This is a genomic window from Azospirillaceae bacterium, from assembly GCA_028283825.1.
Taxonomy (GTDB): Bacteria; Pseudomonadota; Alphaproteobacteria; order Azospirillales; family Azospirillaceae; genus Nitrospirillum.
The window spans coordinates 576,341-594,119 of the sequence record JAPWJW010000001.1 but is presented as its reverse complement, the minus strand read 5'-3'; the positions used below and the strand labels follow the sequence as shown (position 1 = coordinate 594,119).

Below are 17,779 nucleotides of genomic sequence, written 5' to 3'. Positions count from 1 at the left end.
CCCATGGCGCGCATCGACTTCATCCAGAACCTGCATTCCAGCACCAAGCGCAATTATGTCCAGCGGGTGGTGGCGCACGACAAGGCCGAGAGCGCCGAGGTCGCCCGCCAATTCGGCGCCGACTACTGGGACGGCGACCGCCGCTATGGCTATGGCGGCTATCGTTATGACGGCCGCTGGCGCCCGGTGGCGACGCGCATGGCCGCGCACTACGGCCTGAAGGCCGGCGACCGTATCCTGGACGTGGGCTGCGGCAAGGGTTTCCTGCTGTACGAATTCACCCAGGTGGTACCCGGCATCCAGATCGCCGGCATCGACATTTCCGACTACGGCATCGCCAACGCCAAGGAGGAAGTGCGGCCTTTCCTGAAGGCCGGTGACTGCCGGTCCCTGCCTTACAGCGACGATGAATTCGACTTCGTCGTGTCCTTGGGCACCCTGCACAATCTGGGTGTGGGCGACCTGTTCGGCGCGGTGGGCGAGATCGAGCGCGTGGGCAAGGGTGCCGCCAAGTACATCATGGTGGAATCCTGGCGTAATGAACGTGAGAAGGCCAACCTGCTGTACTGGCAGCTGACCTGCCAGAGCTTCCACGACGTGGACGACTGGAAGTGGATTTACGACCGCTGCGGCTATCAGGGTGACCATGGCTTCATCTTTTTCGAGTGAAGCCGACCTGCTGGTGGTGGGCGGCGACAGCATGATCGGTACGGCGGCGGCCAAGGCCGCCCGCGCCCGGGGACTGCGCGTTGTCGTTACAACGCGGCGCCCGGGCATGGACACGCCGCAGACCCTTCCTTTGGATCTGGCCGATCCGGGCGGTTGGGGCTGGGTGGCGGATCTGCGGGTCGCCACCGTTTTCCTATGCGCCGCCGTCGCCCGGCTGGACGCCTGCCATATCGATCCCGAAGGTTCCGCCCGCGTCAACGTAACGGGCACGGTGGAACTGGCCCGCCGTCTGATGGCACAGGGTGCCCACGTCATTCACCTGTCCAGCAACCAGGTGTTCAAGGGCGACGCGCCGTCACCGGCCGAGGACGCGCCGGTATCGCCGGCCAATACCTATGGCGCGCAAAAGGCCGAGGCCGAGCGCAGCCTGCTGGCCCTGGTCCCGCCGCCGGGCCGGCCGGCCGCCACCATCCTGCGCCTGACCAAGGTGATCCATCCGGGCATGCCGCTGTTCACCGGCTGGATCGATCAACTGGCGGCGGGCCGGGTGGTGCGCCCGGCCCGCGACATGGCCCTGGCCCCGGTCACGGTGGATCTGGTGGTGGAGGCCATGCTGGCTCTGGCCGACCGCGGGCGGGAAGACCCGGCGGCCGTCCCCGGCATCTTCCACCTGTCGGCGACGGATGAGATTTCCTATGCCGAGGCGGCCGCCTTCGTGGCGCGGCGCCAGGGGGCCGACGCGGGCCTGATGCAGGCGGTGGACAGCGTGGCCGCCGGTTATCTCCGTGAACAGCCGCCGCGCCACACCATCATGGCGACCGGCCGTCTGCGCCGCCTGACCGGTATTATGCCGCCGGGCGCCGAGGCGGCCCTGTCCGCCTGCCTGCCGGCACCGTCAGCCCCCAACGTCCGGATCCGTGGCAAGCGATGACGAGCATTCCCTGTCATGTATGCCGGACCGGCCGGCTGGTGCATGTCGATCCCTATGCGCGGTTGCCACGCATCACCTCTGACGTCCGGGTATGGCCGGCCGGCGGGCAGCTGGCGGTTTGTGCCGATTGCGGCGCCGTGCAAAAGCCGACCACGGCGGCGTGGCGGGCGGATTGCGGATCGATCTACGCCAGCTATGTGGTCTATCGCGTCAACGACGGCAGCGAGCAGACGGTATTCACCGCGGCCGGGGCGGGGGAGGCGCGGTCCCAGCGGCTGTTGCGCGGCGCGCGCGACACCTTGGCCCTGCCCACGGCCGGCCGGCTACTGGATTTCGGCTGCGGCGATGGCAGCCTGCTGCGCAACGCCCGTGCCCTGCTGCCGGGTTGGCAATGTGCCGGTGCCGAGTTGAGCGAAAACCGACGGGCGGAAATCGAGGCCATCGCCGGGGCCGGCGCCTTCCATAGCGGCGACCCGGCCGACCTGCCCGGCGGTTTCGACCTGCTGACAGCCGTCCATGTCATCGAACATTTGGAAAATCCGGCAGCGACGCTGGCCACCCTGGGATCCAAGGTGGGGCGCGGTGGCCACCTGATCATCCAGGTGCCCGACGTTCAGCAGAATCCCTTCGATCTGCTGATCGTCGACCACGCCACCCATTTCACCCCGGCCTCGCTACGGCAGGTGATGGCGGCCGCGGGCCTGCACGTACCGACCGTCGGTACCGACTGGTTCCCGCGTGAGATCGCGGCCGTGGGTATTCCGGGTCTTGAAGACGATTGTACCACCGGGTCCCCGCCGGAAGGGGCCGATCCCGCGGTCTCCCTGGCAATGGTCGAGCGGCATGTCGATTGGCTGGAACGTCTTTGGGGCCAGATGCGCACCGTGGACGCGGCCGGCCCCTATGGCATTTTCGGCACCGCCATCGCCGCAACCTGGGCGGCGGCCGACGCCTCGGACAACTTGGCGTTTTTCGTCGACGAAGACATCAAGCGGGTTGGGGGCACCCACCTGGGCCGCCCCATCCTTCATCCCGGCGCCTTGCCCGCGGGGGCACGCGTGATGATGGCCCATACACCGGAATTCACGGCCAAGACGGCCGAACACCTGGCGGCGCGGGCGCCGGAAGCCACGATCATCCACCCGCCGCCCTGGTGACGGGCCAGGGGCCGGCGCATTGACCATATCGTCCAGCCTTCGGTAAATAGTTGCAAATCAGCGGGCATCCAGGCCCGCCAACGGCAAGGAGCCGTGCCGGCACATGACCCAACCGTTCGATGGATTTCGCAAGACCGTACTGGATAACGATGTCGAGGCCCGCATCGCCGAGCATTGCCAGCGTTACGGCCGTTCACCCCTGGACTCGCTGAAACATTTTCCCGTCCTGGCCCGCCGCCAGAACCTGAAGCGTTTCCTGGCCCATGTGGAACTTTTCCGGATGACGCAGGACGTGCCGGGGGACATCGCGGAACTCGGCGTGTTTCGCGGCATGGGCCTGATGACGTGGGCCAATCTGCTGGAGGCCTACTGCGTCGGTGACCGGACGAAGGTGGTCTACGGCTTTGACAACTGGAAGGGTTTCACCGGGTTCACGCCCGAGGACGGCAACGACGACGCATCATCGCACAAGGTCCCGGGCGGCTTTTCCCCGGCGGAACATTACGAGGAGTTGTGTGACGCCATCGCGATATTCGATTCCGACAGGTTCATCCCCGGCAAGCCGCGCATCAAGCTGGTCGAAGGAAATATCGAGGAAACCGTCACGGTCTTCCGTGAACAGAATCCCGGCGTGAGGTTGTCCCTGGTGCATTTCGATTGCGACCTGTACGCACCGACCAAGGCGGCGCTGGAGGCCTTTTGGCCCATCCTGTCGCGCGGTGGCGTCATGATGTTCGACGAGTACGCGATCAAGGAATGGCCCGGCGAAACCCAGGCCGTCGATGAGTTTTTCGCCGACAAGCCGCATGTGCGCCTGCGGACCTTCGACTGGACCAACGCGCCCGCCGCCTATCTGGTGAAGCCATGAGCCCGGAAACCACGCGCCCGGAAACCCCCGCGGGAGCGATCGATTGCCCGTTCTTTTTCGAGCAGGGCTACATGGTCTGTCGCGACGTCATCGCACCGGCGTCCGTGGATCGGGTCGCCAGGTTCCTGCGGGACGAAATGGCCCGGTTGCGGAACGCGGGGCCCGAGACGGCGCAGGACAGCCAAATCCAGTCCGGCCACTTCCCGCTGGCGGCGCGACTGTCCCCGGCCTTGTGGGACATTCCGCGCGACCCGACCTTGCGGTCGCTTCTGCTCAGCGCCTTGAACTCGCCGGACCTGCTCATGCACATGCCGCCGACGGCGCGCTTCGTCGATCCCGGCCACGCCCCCGCCGCCGTCCCGCCGCACCAGGACGTGAGCTATAACCATCACCTGTCGGACTTCCTGACCTGCTGGGTCCCGCTGGTCGATATTGACGCCGATTGCGGTGGGGTGGCGGTGTATGAGGGCACGCAATCGACCACGGAATTGCTGAACGACTTCAGCCGGGAGCTATGGTTGCGCCCCGTGGATGCCGATCCCGCCACCCGGGTCGTGTGCCAACCGATGCGTCCCGGGGACGTCCTGCTTCTCAACCGCTGGATCGTCCATGAATCGGTCCCGAACCGGTCAAGCCGGACCCGGCTCAGCATCGATTTTCGATTTTTTGGCGCCGGCAGCCATTCGACCAAGCATCATCTCGACTGTCAGACCTGGACCGTCATCGCCCCCAAGGGGTGATGAATCGGGTCCGCGCGCTGCCCGCCCTTCCCCGGGGGCAGCGGCGTGTGTTCAGGCGGTCGGTTCATCCGGGACCGCCTGCCGGGCGGCCGCATCATGCTTTATGGCACCGGCACCCATTCGCGGCGACCGCGCCCTATTACCGCCGCCCCCGCGCCTGCGCCATGCAGCGTTCCATGCGGATGACGAACTCGCTGGGCTTGAACGGCTTCAGGATGACGCCGGCCGCCCCGCCGCGCAGGGCTTCCTGCAGCACGTCGGCCTCGGCGTGGCTGGTCACCATGATGACGGGGATGGAGGAGAGGGCGTGGCTGCCCCGCACGGCCTTCAGGGTCTGCAACCCGTCCATGGTGGGCATGGCGATATCCAGCAGCAGGGCGCGGGGCTGCACTTGGCTCAGCATCCGCAGGCATTCGGCCCCATCGGAGACGGGCACGGGCGTATAGCCGCCGGTCTTCAGCAACGTGCCGATCATGGCGCGTAGGGTCGGCTCGTCCTCGGCGAATACGATGGCGCCCTTGCTCATGCCCTGCTCTCCATAAAACGGTGATCAGACATCATTCCGCAACCTTATCGATAAACCGTTCCGCCAACGCCGTCCAGGCCGGGGGACCGACGCGGTGGATGCGGTCGGCCACCGTGCGCACCAGGGCCAGATCACCATCGACGCACGCATCCTGCAACCGTCGGCCCAAGGCCTGCATGCCCGCCAGGCCGACATTGCCGGCGGTGGAGATCAGGTCGTGCGCCTCCGCCCGCAGGGTTTCCAGATCACCCACCGTGGCCAGTGCGTCGATGCGATGGATGCGGGCGATGCCGTGATCGACGAAACCCTGCACCAGGGCGCGGAAATCATCCGGCGGCACCACGGCGGCCAGGCCCGCCAGGACGTCGCCCTCCATGCGTCCCAGCGTGTGGTCGTCCTCGGTCTCGGGGCGCGCGCCCATCGGCGCGGATGGGGGGATGGCCGATCGCTCATCCCGACGTGTTTCGCCCCGCCCCACGCCGCCGGCCGCCCCCTCCGCCGACCAGCGCGCCACCGTGTCCAGGAACTGGTCCTGGTCGAAGGGCTTGGAGACATAGTCGTCCATGCCGGCCCCCAGATATTCCTCGCGCATGCCCACCATGGCGTTGGCCGTCATGGCCAGGATAGGCAGGCGGCGCAGGCCCAGTTCCTGGCGCACGATGCTGGTGGCGGTGACACCGTCCATCACCGGCATCTGCACGTCCATCAGCACCACGTCATAGGCGGTGCGGCGGCAGGCCTCCACCGCCGCGCGCCCATCCTCCGCCATATCGACGGTATAGCCGTCGCGCTCCAGCATGATGCGGGCGACGGAACGGTTGACCATGTTGTCATCGACCAGCAGCACCCGCCGCCCCTCGCCCCGGCGGCTGTGGCCGGCGGCCAGCACCGGTGCCGCGCCGTCCGCCGCCTCGCCCCCGCCACCGAACAGGCGCAGCATCAGGTCACGCACCGCCATGGTCTGGGGCGGCCGGGCCAGGATGCCGTCCAGCACGGTGTGGTGACCCGCCTCGATCACATCCGCCCTGTCGGTCACCACCACCATCTTGGCCGCCGCGGCACGGGGCAGGGCGCGCAGGGCCGCGGCCAGGGCCGGCCCGTCCTGTTCCGGCAGGACGTCGGCCAGCGTGACCACATCGAAGGACCAGGCCGCCGGCGTGGCCACGAGCGTCATCGCCGCCTCGGGGCCGACGCAGGTGGTGACGTCCAGCCCCAGCCGTTCCAGCGTGCCGCGCACCACGGTGCGGGCCGGCCCCGGCCGGGCGCTGTCCACCACCAGGGCGCGCAGGCCGCTGAGCGCCGCCTCCGCCGCGGCACGGCGCGCCACCCGCACGCTTGAGGGCGTCAGCGGCACCGTGAAGGCGAAGGTGGAACCCGCGCCAGGCGCGCTGTCCAGCATGATGTCGCCGCCCATCAGGCGCACCAGCTCGCGCGAAATCACCAGGCCCAGCCCGGTGCCGCCGTAGCGCCGGTTGATGGAGGTGTCGGCCTGGGTGAATTTCTGGAACAGGCGGCCCTGCTGTTCGGCATCCAGGCCCACGCCGGTGTCGGTGACGGCGAAACGCAGGGGCCGGGGCGGCCCGACGGCCCCGTCGTCGCCCGCCGCCTCCGGCGGAGCGGCCTCATCCACGGGAATCGACGCGCCGGCCGTGAGCGACAGGGTCACCGACCCCTCATGCGTGAACTTGACCGCGTTGCCGGCCAGGTTCAGCAGCACCTGGCGCAGGCGGGTGGGGTCGCCGCGATAGGCGCCGGCCACCTCCGGCGCCACGTTGGCCGTGAGCACGAGGCCCTTTTCCCGTGCCTGCGGGGCCAGCAGCGCCACGACGCCGTCCACCACCTCATCCAGGATGAAGTCCACCATCTCCAGCTCCACCCGGCCGGCCTCCAGCTTGGAGATGTCCAGGATATTGTTGATGATGTTCAGCAGGGCCTGGGCGCTGTCGTGGATGGCCTCGGCATAGGCGTGCTGGTCGGGCGCCAGGGCCGTGTCCAGCAGGATCTGGGTCATGCCCATGATGCCGTTCATGGGCGTGCGGATCTCGTGGCTCATATTGGCCAGGAAATCGGACTTGGCGCGGCTGGCGGCCTCCGCCGCCAGCTTGGCGCCGGCCAGATCCTCCGCCAGGGCCGCCAGTTCGGCCTCGCGCCGTTTTTCCCGCGTCACCTCCGACAGGGTGACCACCAGCCCCCGGCCCCAGGGCACGGCGGTGATGCGGAACCAGCGGTCGTCCGGGTCGCGGCGGAATTCGAAGGTCTGGGGCTCGCCATCGTCCACCACCCGGACATAGCGGCGGAACAAATCGTCGGTTTCCAGTTCCGGCAGCAGTTCCAGCAGGCCGCGACCGATCAGGTCGTGGGCGGGGCGGCGCCCCAGCCTTTCCCCCGCCGCGTTGACCAGCTGGAAGCGGAAATCGCGAACGCTGAAATCCTCATTGCGCAGGGTGTCATAGGCATAGACGCCGTCGGGCGTGGCGTTCAGCACGCTGTCCAGCAGGGTGCGCTGGGCCTGCAGCGTCTCGCGCGCGGCCTCAAGCTCCGTCACCTGGGTGTTCAGGTGCAGGCTGGCGGCCACCTGGTCGGACACGTCGCGCTGCAGGGCCACGAAGTGGGTGATCTTGTTGCCCACCCGCGCCGGGAAGATGGCCAAATCCACCCAGATGGGCCGTCCGTCACGCGTGTAGTTCACCAGGCGCTGGCGCACCGCCTCGCCCGCCGTCAGCGCCTGGCGGATGGTGTCCAGCGTCGCGCGGTCGGTCATCGGCCCTTGCAGGAAGCGGGGGGATCGGCCCAGCACCTCATCCTGGCTATAGCCGGTCATGGTGGTGAAGGTCTCATTCACGAAGATGATGCGGGGACCGGGGTCATCCAGGGCGTCGGCCTCGGTGATGACGATGCCGTCGGTGGCGTGCACCGCCACCGATTGCAGCAGCCGCAGCCGCTCCTCCGCCACCATCTGGGCCGTGCGGTCACGGCCCGACCCGCGAAAGCCCAGGAAGGCCCCGTCCTTGTCGAAGACGGGCTTGCCGCTGATCACCACATGCCGCAGGCCGCCGTCGTCGCCCCGCACGCTGAAGGCGATGTTGCGGAAGGGCTGGCGATTGGCCAGCGCCGCCTCATAGGCCAGGAAATCCGGGCTGTCGGTGTCCAGGGCGAAATCGCGGCGGGTGCGGCCCAGGAAACGGTCAGGGGGCACGCCCAGGCTGGCCACCCCTTGCGACATCTGGGTGAAGCGCCCGTCCGGATCGGTTTCCCAGAACCAGTCGCTGGATATCTCCGTCAGGTCGCGGAACTGCGCCTCACGCGCTGCGATCTCACCTTCATGCCGGTCCAGCGCCGCCGCCATGTCGTTGAACGACCGGGCGAGTTCCCCGAACTCCGCCGAGCCGCCCACCACCGCGGTCCGGGCGGTGCGGTCGCCGGCGGCCAGGCGGGACACGGCGTCGCGCAGCGCCCCCACGCCCCTCAGCACCGCCGCCTCCACCCCCACCCAGCCCAACAGCAGGGCGGCCACCGCCGCCAGCACCCCGAACATCAGGGTGCGGCGCTGGTCGGCCAGGATGGGGCCCAGCACGGCGTCGCGGTCCACCCCCACCACCACGCGGGCGCCGCTGGACGGCAGCACGGCGACGCCCACCAGCCGGTCCACCCCATCCAGGGTGACGAACTGGCCGCGGTCCACCGTGCCGGAGAGCACCGCCTGGACGAAAGGGTGGTCGTTGAAATTATGCCCCAGCAGGTCGGGCCGCTCGGGCAGGCGGGCCAGCACGGTGCCGTCCGGCCCCACCACCAGGAACAGGGAGCGATCGCGCGCGAAATGCAGGCCGGTCTTCTCGATCCAATCCATGCTCATCCCCGCGATGACGGCGCGGGGCGGGGCGGCGGGGACGCCCGGAGACGCCGGGACCGGCTGGGCAACGGCCAGGATTGCGCGGCCGCTGGGCCGACCGAACAGATAGCCGCTGACCACCTGGCGTCCGGTCTGGAAGGCCTGGCGCACATAGGCGCGGTCGCTGTAATTGTCCCAGGGCGGGGCGGCGGAGGAGCAGACGACCGAGCCGTCGGGCAGCACCACCTGGATGTTGGTGATCCAGGGCTGCGCCGTCTTCAGGACGATGGCCGCATCGCTGCACTGGGCCGCGGGCAGCAGAGCCGACTGGGTGGCGAAGGCCTGGACCAGGCGCCGCATCTGGTCCAGCAGGCGCTCCTGGTCGTCGGCCGCCAGGCGGGCCAGTTCCACCGCCTGGGCCTGGACCGCCGCGACGGCCTCATCCCGCCGCGCCCGGCTTTCGCTCAGCAGCAGCAGGAAGAAGGGCACCGTCGTGCCGAACAGCAGCAGCAGCAGGCGCCGCCGCAAACCCAGGGCCATGCCGTCTCCCCCACCAGCCATCGCCTGTTGTCGCACCCGTCACGCGCCCCGTCCATGGTGCGGAGGGAGAGGACTCATATCAGCGGCACTTGAACGTGACCGTTCATATGCCGCCCCTCAGGCGCCGGGCGGGCGCATCCGCGCCCTTGGCTGATCCTCAGTTTCCAATCCACTTCGTTCCCCGGAAACTTCCGGCGGCTGCCGTCGCAGCCTACAGCGGCACGAGTCAGAACCCCGTGCCGCTGGCATCAGTTACCCGCACCCGCCACGACTTGACCGGCCGGCAGGGCCTCACGCCGCTGCGGCATCAGGCGGGCGGCGAAATAGGCCAGTTCCAGGGCGGGCCCCCGGGCGCGGGCCGCGTCGTCCAGGCCGCGCGTGCCGTGGCCGCCCTCGTCACTTTCATAGAACAGCACGGGCTTGCCCAGCGCCTCCATCCGCGCCGCGAACTTGCGGGCGTGGCCCGGCCCCACGCGATCGTCATGGGTGGCGGTCATGATCAGGGTTTCGGGATAGGCCTTGGTCGGGTCCAGTCGCTGGTAGGGGGAATAACTGGCCAGGAAGGCCCGTTCCTCCGGCACCGCCACGCTGCCGTATTCCGCCACCCAGGACGAACCAGCGGCGATGGCCTCATAACGCAGCATGTCCAGGAGCGGCACCTTGATGGCGACCGCCCCCCACAGCTCGGGGTGCTGGGTCAGTTCCACGCCCATCAGCAGGCCGCCGTTGGACCCGCCGCTGATGCCCAGGCGGGCCGACCGCGTCACCTGGCGGCCGATCAGGTCGCGCGCCACGGCGGTGAAATCGTCGAACGACTTCTGCCGATGGGTCTTCAGCGCCGCGTCGTGCCAGGCGGGACCGAACTCGCCACCACCCCGGATGTTGGCCACGACGTAGACCCCGCCCCGGTCCAGCCACAGTCGGCCGATGGTGGCGGAATATGTCGGCAGGCGCGACAGGTTGAACCCGCCATAGGCGGTCAGCAGGGTCGGGTTGTCGCCGTTCAGCGGCATGTCGCGGCGGTGGACGATGAAATTTAGGGCACGCGCGTGCCGTCGACGGACACCGCCTGCCACTGGTCCACGGTGTAGGGGCCGGCGTCGAAGCCTGGGGCGCCGGCCTTGGCCAGGGTGGCGGTGGCGCTGTCCAGATCCACCGACCATTGCGCCGTGGGCGACAGGAAGCCGGCGACGGTGACCGTCACCCTGTCCTTATCCTCACTGCTGGTCTTGATGCTGACGGCGGACATGTCGGGCAGGGCCACGCGCGCCGATTTCCAGGCGTCATCGGTGCGGGTCAGCACCGTCAGGCGGCCGCGCACGTTCTCATCACTGGTCACCACCAGGTGCGACCGGGCCTTCACCAGGTTGGTCACCGCCTCATGCGGCCCCGGCTGATAGACGATCGAGGCGCGCAGGCGGGTCGGGTCGCGTCGCGCGGCGTCCAGGTCGACGGAGACATAGGACCCGCCGGGGAAGGTGTGGCCGTCGGCCGTCTGCCAGTCCTGGCCCAGCTTCACCACCAGCTGGCCGTTGGCCAGCACGGCCAGTTCCGCCAGGGGCGGCAGGCCCAGCCTCAGCGTGCGGCGGCCTTCCACCAAATAATGTTCGGTGGTGAAGTAGCTGGGACGCCGCACCAGGACGATGGCGCGGTGGCCCTGGCGGTCACGCAGGATGGCCGGGCTGACGGAGGTGTCGGTGACGCGGCCGCGGAAAATCTCGTGCGCGTTCGCCAGGTTCTGGCCGCGCTCCACCACCTTGACGACATAGGGGTAGCCGGAGGTGGTCAGGCCGCCCTCATTCCCTTCAGACCCCCGGGCGACCAGCAGGGTGTCATGGTCCAGCCACACCACCGTCTGCTTGGCGTAGGGCAGGTGGAAACCGCCGGGCACGTAAACCTTGGCCACCGGATCGTATTCCCGCACCTCCACCGCGTCCTCGCCGGTGCGCGACAGGGAGATGAGGCAGGTGCGGCCGGAAATCACCGGATCGGCCCCGGCGACCATGGGCGCATCGGGGTCCACGGTGCCGTAGCAGTTGGAACCGGCATAGACATGGCGCACGCCGTCGATGGTGGTGACGGCGGGATCCTTGCCGTCCACCGCCCCGGCCGAGGGCTGGCCGCCGCCCACGCCGCCCTCTTCCACGCCGGCCTCATGGACCAGGCTGGTGGCGGTGGTGGTGAAGTCGGCCAGGGGCGCGTCCTGGCTCAGCGCCGCCAGCGTGCGCTTGTTCTGCTGCGCCACCCAGGCCAGCGCGTCGGGCGATTCCGGGGTTTCCAGCCAAGCGTAGGGATCGGTGTAGGTGGAGGACAGGCCGGACAGTGGCGGCGCCGCCTCATCCCGGGGGCCTTGCGCGCAGGCAGCCAGCGACAACGCCAGAAGTGCGGTGGGAACCATGGCGACGGCACGGTATTTTGAACCGTGACACCCTAGGCCCCGACCGGGGCCGCCGGAGCTTTCCGGGGAGCCGAAGGCGGACTGGAAAGCGAGGATCAGCCAAGCCAGCGGATGCTGGCGCCCGGCGCTTGAGGGAGCCTTGGAACGAGCGGATGCGAGAAACGAAACGGACGGCATGGGACGCGGGGCCTCGGGCGGATCAGGAACCCGATCCGGGGCCGGCACCTGCCGGCAACCCGGAACGGTGGAAGGGGGCGGAACTTCCGGCCCCTGTCCGAGGTTGATCCCTAATCCTTGAGTTTCCGTAAAAGGTAGGTGAACTCCAGCGCTTGCCGCCTGGCGGTTTCCTTCAGGTTGGCGCTGGCCGCGTGACCGCCCTCGGTATTTTCGTAATAGAGGTAGGGTAGGCCCATGTCCTTCATCTTGGCCGCCATTTTGCGGGCGTGGCCGGGATTGACCCGGTCATCCTTGGCGGAAGTCACGAACAAGGGTTCCGGATAACTCACCCCTGCCTTGATATTATTGTAGGGCGAGATGCCGGCCAGGAAGGCGCGCTCCTCCGGTACGGACGGATCGCCATATTCCCCCACCCATGAGGCACCGGCGCCGATGACGGGGAACCGCAGCATGTCCAGCAAGGGCACCTGGATGACGACGGCACGCCACAGCTCCGGATGCTGGGTGAACTCCACCCCCATCAGCAGACCGCCGTTGGAACCGCCCTCAATCCCTAAGCGCCGCGTGCTGGTCAGCTTGGTGGCGATCAGGTCGCGGGCGACGGCGGCGAAGTCGTCATAGATGACCTGGCGCTTGGTCTTCAGCCCGGCCTCATGCCAGGCGGGGCCGAATTCGCCGCCGCCGCGGATGTTGGCCAGGACGTAAGCGCCGCCCCGTTCCAGCCACAGCTTGCCGGTGGCGCCCAGGTAGCGCGGCAGCATCGGGACTTCGAATCCGCCGTATGCGTACAGCAGGGTGGGCGTGGACCCGTCGAAGGCCAAGTCGCGCGGCCGCACCACGAAATAGGGCACGCGCGTGCCGTCGCTGGACACGGCCTCGCGCTGTTCCACCACCGCCTTGGACGCGTCGAACTGCGGCGGGGTGGATTTCAGCTTTTCCACCGCACCGGTGTTGGTGTCGACCAGGGACAGGGTCAGCGGATCCAGGAAACCCGCAACGGTGACGAAGATGCGGTCATGGTCGCGGTCGGCACCCGTGATGCTGATGGCGGCGTTATCCGGCAGCTGCAGCTGGGCGCGGCGCCAGGTGCCGTCGGCATTGCGATCGGCCACGTACACGCGACCCTTCACATTGTCGGTCAGGCCCAGCAGCAGGTGATGGCGGGTGAAGTCGATATCGGTCAGGCCCTCCCGCGGTGTCGGGGCATAGACCACCGCCGGGTGGGGATGATCGGGATCGGCCGCCAGCGCCGCCAGGTCCAGGGCCACGACGCTACCCTGGGTGACATGGGTGCCACCGGCATCCCAGTCTTCCTTCACCTCCACGATCATCTGGCCATCGTGCAGGCCATGGATGCGGGATTTCAGGGGCAGCGCCAGGCGTTTCACATCACCGCCCGCCACCAGATATTGTTCCGCCTCGAAGAAGCTGCGGTTGCGGACGATGACCACCGCCTGGCGGCCCTGGGCGTCACGGAAGGTTTCCGCGCCCACGCTCATGTCCGTCTTCTCGCCCCGGAAGACATCACGCGCCTGGTCCAGTGGCTGACCGCGCTTCAGCGCCTTCACGATGTAGGGATAGCCCGACGGCGTCAGGGTGTCGGGGCCCCACTCGCGGGCCACCAGCAGGGTGTCGGGGTCGGCCCAGGTGACCGACTGCTTGCCGCGCGGCAGGGTGAAGCCGCCGTGGACGAAGGAGCGGGTCTTCAGGTCGAATTCCCGCAGGATGACCGCGTCCTCGCCGCCATCCGACAGCTGGATCATGCAGTGGCGGTGGGTTTCCTCATCACAGTCGGTCCCCTTGAACACCCATTTCACGCCCTCGGCCTTGGCCAGGGCGTCCACGTCCAGCACGGCCTGCCAAGCCGGTTCGGTTTTGCGGAAGCTGTCCAGCGTGGTGGTGCGCCAGATGCCCTGCACGTGGGTCGCGTCCTGCCAGAAATTATAGACGGCATCGCCCCGGAAACTGACGCCCGGAACCCGATCACGCGACTCGGCGATGGCCGTCGCCTCCGCCAGCAAGGTGGGATAACGCGGGTCGGCCTGCAGCACGGCGGTGGAACGGTCGGTTTCCGCCTTGGCCCAGTCCAGCGCCTGGGGATTGGCCATATCCTCCATCCACGACCGGGGATCGTCGGGGATGCCGTTGGCCGGGGGGACGGGGGTTTCGGCAAAGGCGGGAACCGCCCCCAGCAACAGGCCGGGGGACAGCAGCAAGGCGCGCAACGTGTGTTTCATGTAACCCCATCCGTGGCGGCCACCCGGCTGCCCCCGGGATGCGGCGCCGCCATCCATCGTTGCCCTTAGTAGTGGGGCAGGAGGGGATCGGATTCAATATGCCTGCGCCATGAATGCCGCCGATATCAGTCCTGGTCGTCATCCGCCTCAGGCGCGATGACGCTATGCACCGTCTTCGCGAACATCGACGGCGTGCCGACGTACAGCAGCAGTACTTCTTCGTCCGAGGTATTGCGGGCGCTGTGCGCTTGCATGCTGTCGAAATGCAGGCTGTCGCCGGCGCCCAGCTTGGCCTTGGTCTTGCCCACCACGCCGGTCATCTCGCCCTCGATGACGTACAGGAAATCCTCACCGCTGCGCTGGTCGGTGGGGAAGGCGTGGCCCGGCGGCACCCGCATCAGGATAATGTCCAGCTTGCGGTCTTCCAGGTTGGACGCCAGGTCGATGTAATCGACGGGGCTGTCCACCGTGATGCGGTTGGGCTTGGCGGCGCGGTGGACGATGGCGCCGCTGTCCGGCACCTCCATGAAATAGCTGAGTTCCACGGTCAGCGCGTCGGCCAGCGCCAGCAGCGACACCAGCGACGGCACGCTGAGATCCCGTTCCGCCTGGCTGATGAAGGGGGCGGACAGGCCAGAGCGTGCGGCCACCTGCTGCAAGGTCAGGCCCAGCGCCTTGCGGCGGGCGCGGATGCGGTCGCCCATGGGCATCTGCCGCCGGCGTTCGGTCGTGGTCGCAATCTGCATGGGAAAGCCCCCTGTCGGCCCCCGGCCCGCTTTCCCCCTTCAGGCCTTCTCCCGTTGCGGCGGGGTCCCTGGGTGCGTGGCCGGCTTTACAGTTTCGCGTCCCCTGTAAAGCCGGCCGGCCCTGGCGTAAAGGCGGGAACCGTCCCGATTCCCGCATGGCGGCGGCGCCCCCGCCTCGACCGTTTTAATATTGACGGCTTGCCAAAAATTTTAACCCAACACCTCAAAGCGAACTTTTCAGTCCTTGAAGGCGATTCGGACGTTGCCCCAGACCCGGCCGTGCACCCGGATGGGGGCATCGACCTCGGTCAGGCGCACGGTGACGCCGCCGCCCATGTCCCGGGGATAGGACTGGACCAGATAGTCGCCGGTGTTGCGGCCGGCGGCCAGGCCGGCGCGGTCGTTGAACAGGCGGCGGTTGCGGCTGTTGGCCACGTTCCAATCGTATTCGCCCGGGCGTTGGGCCTGCGACACGCGCTTCATGTGGGTGGGCAGATAGCCTGAGGGCACCACGGCGGCACAGAACTGGATGCGCGGATCGCCAGCCGCCACCGGTTCCTGGATGCCCGGGAACACCCGGTCGGTCAGGTCGGTGTAAGGCGCCATATATTGCTGCGGGTCGGTGCCGCTGACGGCCTCCAACTGCGGGGAGAACAGGTCGTCCTCGCTGATCTCACCGCCATCCACTGCCGCCTGCAGCGCCATCGCCATGCGGCCGGCGGCGTTCTGCGCCAGTTCGATAAAGGACCGGTGGCGTTCGACGACATCGGTCAGCAGGGTGTTCAGCCGGTCCTGCGTGGCAAGGTCGACATGGACGAAGCACAGGTGCAGGCCCAGTTCGCTGATGCCCGCCACGGTGGCCGCCAGGGTGCCGGGGCCGTCGATGGTCAACGCCACCTCCTGCTGGTCGGACAGGGTGGGCAGGTCGTCCACCAGGACCAGGGCGCCGCGGGACGAGATATCCTGCAGGCGGCCGCCCAAGCGGCGGCCCGCCACCTCCAGCGTCGCCGGCACGTCGCAGGGCACGCGGTCGGCGGCGCGGCGGTCACCGGCCAGCGATTGGCGTAGCGCGATGGTCATGCGGCGCTTCAGATCCTCCACCGCGCTTTGCGTCTCGCCCACGCGCATGTCCAGGGCGGCGGCGATAGACGCGATCTCATCCGACTGGCCGCGGATGCCACCCACGCTGTGCGACACCTGCTGCGCGGCACCAGCGGACTCCGACGCGCTGCGGCCGATTTCCGCGTTGGCGGCCGACTGCTCCTCCACCGCCGCGGCAGTGGAGGCCGAGGCCTCGTTGATTTCGCCGATCACGGTGATGACGGCGCGGATGGCATCGACACTGGCGGCCACGGCGCCGCGCAGGCCCGACACCTGGGCGCCGATCTCGTCCGTCGCCCGTTGCGTCTGGCCGGACAGCGACTTGACCTCATGCGCCACGACGGCGAAGCCCTTGCCGGCCTCACCCGCGCGTGCCGCCTCGATGGTGGCGTTCAGGGCCAGCAGGTTGGTCTGCCCGGCGATGTTGGCGATCAGGTCGGTGACACTGCCGATCTGGCGGGTCGCCTCCTCCATCCGCTCCACCGCACCGGCGGCCTGCTGGGCGCTGTCGACCGCGCGGCGGGCGACATCGCTGGACCGGGCGGCCTGGCGGGCGATCTCATCCCCCGCGGCACTCAGCTGTTCGGTGGCGGCGGCGACGTTGCCGGCGTTGCCGCTGGCCTGTTCGGCGGCGGCCGATACCGCCACGGTGTTCTCACGCACCACCACCATGGCGTGCTTCAGCTGTTCCACCCCCGCGACGGCGCGGCGGCTGCCCCGTTCCACGCCCATCCAGGTGGCGTTCAGGTCGGCCTCGATCGCGCGGCAGGTTTCCAGCAGCGCCATGCGCGCCTCTTCCCGTGCGCGTTCGGTCAACTCGCCCCGCTGGTCCAGGCTGAAGGCCAGGCGGGCGCGCAGGGCGCGCATGGCGCTGGTCAGGGTCTGGAATTCGGCCGTGGGGTCGGCCGGGATGGCATGGCCGAAGTCACCGGCGGCCACGGCGGTGAAGTGCGCCTCCTGCCGGGCGAGCGCGCGGCGCAGGGTCGCCATCACCACGCTGCCGCCGATGACGGAGGCCAGCAGCGACACCAGGATGATGGCGCCATTGGCCCACAGCCAGGCGGCGTGGTCGCCGGATTCGGCACCACCGCCCAGACCCATGAAACGCAGGCCGCCGGCCACCAGGGTGCAGGCGATCAGCGTGCCCATGGTCAGGATCATGCGGCCCCGCACGCTGTCCACGAATCGGCGGGCGCGGGCGGCCAGGCCGGTGGCGATGACGGCGCCGTCCTTCAGGGCGCCCCGGCCGGCGCGCAGTTCGGCGTACACCGATTCGGCGGCCCGCACCTCTTCCCGGCTGGGCTTGCTGCGGATGGAGACGTAGCCGGCCAGCAGGCCGCCTTCCATCACCGGGGTGACGTTGGCGCGCACCCAGTAGTAGTCACCTTGCTTGGTGCGGTTCTTGACCAGGCCGTCCCAGGGGCGGCCGGCGCGGATGGTGGCCCACAAATCGGCGAAGGCGGCCTTGGGCATGTCGGGATGGCGGACCAGGTTGTGCGGCGCGCCGATCAGTTCGTCCGACTCATAACCGCTGACGCGGACGAAGGCGCGGTTGGCGTAGGTGATGCGGCCCGACGGGTCGGTGCGGGACACCAGCAACTCATCCTTCCCGAACTCGACCTCGCGATTGGTCACCGGCCCGTTATCACGCATCGTCCATATCCTCCGGTCCCGGATGGCGTCCCCGCCCCCGGTCTAGTTGCGGCCATTACGCCCACCATCGGGGGAATAGGTTAACGTTCCGTCAAATCCCGCGCGCCTCAGCCAAAAGGGGTGGCGGAAACTCCGGTCGATTTGATCCATGTCGGCTTGCGATTGCGAGTGACTCGCACTATCGTCTTTCCTGGATGTGACCTCTGG

Annotated in this window: 12 protein-coding genes; 5 read left to right on the top strand and 7 right to left on the bottom strand. The window is 68.6% G+C overall.

Annotation, left to right across the window (positions count from 1 at the left end):
• The first annotated feature begins 3 nt into the window (after positions 1–3).
• The 5 genes from PW843_02250 (at position 4) to PW843_02230 (ending at position 4,365) form a co-directional block, all read left to right on the top strand.
• Positions 4–669 (top strand): class I SAM-dependent methyltransferase, encoded by a 666-nt coding sequence (locus PW843_02250; protein ID MDE1145426.1) that lies wholly within the window; start codon positions 4–6, stop codon positions 667–669.
• The gene (locus PW843_02245) at positions 647–1,600 is read left to right on the top strand and encodes a sugar nucleotide-binding protein (protein ID MDE1145425.1); all 954 of its coding nucleotides are present in this window, start codon (positions 647–649) and stop codon (positions 1,598–1,600) included. Before PW843_02250 ends, PW843_02245 begins: the two co-directional genes overlap by 23 nt.
• Complete coding sequence (locus PW843_02240) at positions 1,597–2,757, top strand: class I SAM-dependent methyltransferase (GenBank protein ID MDE1145424.1); 1,161 nt, start codon at positions 1,597–1,599, stop codon at positions 2,755–2,757. Before PW843_02245 ends, PW843_02240 begins: the two co-directional genes overlap by 4 nt.
• A gap of 103 nt (positions 2,758–2,860) precedes the next feature.
• Entirely contained in the window at positions 2,861–3,625 is a 765-nt protein-coding gene (locus PW843_02235; GenBank protein MDE1145423.1) for a macrocin O-methyltransferase, read from the top strand.
• Positions 3,622–4,365: a phytanoyl-CoA dioxygenase family protein gene (locus PW843_02230; protein MDE1145422.1), complete on the top strand. Its 744-nt coding sequence runs from the start codon at positions 3,622–3,624 to the stop codon at positions 4,363–4,365. Before PW843_02235 ends, PW843_02230 begins: the two co-directional genes overlap by 4 nt.
• A 139-nt stretch (positions 4,366–4,504) precedes the next feature.
• Here PW843_02230 and PW843_02225 read toward each other — a convergent pair whose 3' ends face one another.
• The 7 genes from PW843_02225 to PW843_02195 all read right to left on the bottom strand — a co-directional run bounded on the left by PW843_02225 (position 4,505) and on the right by PW843_02195 (position 17,572).
• On the bottom strand, positions 4,505–4,891 hold the full coding sequence (locus PW843_02225; protein MDE1145421.1) for a response regulator: 387 nt from the start codon (positions 4,889–4,891) through the stop codon (positions 4,505–4,507).
• A 31-nt stretch (positions 4,892–4,922) separates the two neighbouring features.
• Positions 4,923–9,260 carry a response regulator gene (locus PW843_02220; GenBank protein ID MDE1145420.1) on the bottom strand — a complete coding sequence of 1,446 codons (4,338 nt, stop codon included), beginning with the start codon at positions 9,258–9,260 and terminating at the stop codon, positions 4,923–4,925.
• 248 nt (positions 9,261–9,508) lie between these two features.
• On the bottom strand, positions 9,509–10,273 hold the full coding sequence (locus PW843_02215) for a prolyl oligopeptidase family serine peptidase (protein ID MDE1145419.1): 765 nt from the start codon (positions 10,271–10,273) through the stop codon (positions 9,509–9,511).
• 23 nt (positions 10,274–10,296) lie between these two features.
• Complete coding sequence (locus PW843_02210) at positions 10,297–11,658, bottom strand: hypothetical protein (protein ID MDE1145418.1); 1,362 nt, start codon at positions 11,656–11,658, stop codon at positions 10,297–10,299.
• Positions 11,659–11,945: 287 nt separating this feature from the next.
• Complete coding sequence (locus tag PW843_02205; GenBank protein MDE1145417.1) at positions 11,946–14,072, bottom strand: prolyl oligopeptidase family serine peptidase; 2,127 nt, start codon at positions 14,070–14,072, stop codon at positions 11,946–11,948.
• 125 nt (positions 14,073–14,197) lie between these two features.
• Positions 14,198–14,818 (bottom strand): XRE family transcriptional regulator, encoded by a 621-nt coding sequence (locus PW843_02200; protein ID MDE1145416.1) that lies wholly within the window; start codon positions 14,816–14,818, stop codon positions 14,198–14,200.
• A gap of 237 nt (positions 14,819–15,055) precedes the next feature.
• Complete coding sequence (locus PW843_02195; GenBank protein MDE1145415.1) at positions 15,056–17,572, bottom strand: methyl-accepting chemotaxis protein; 2,517 nt, start codon at positions 17,570–17,572, stop codon at positions 15,056–15,058.
• Between the last annotated feature and the right edge of the window lie 207 nt (positions 17,573–17,779).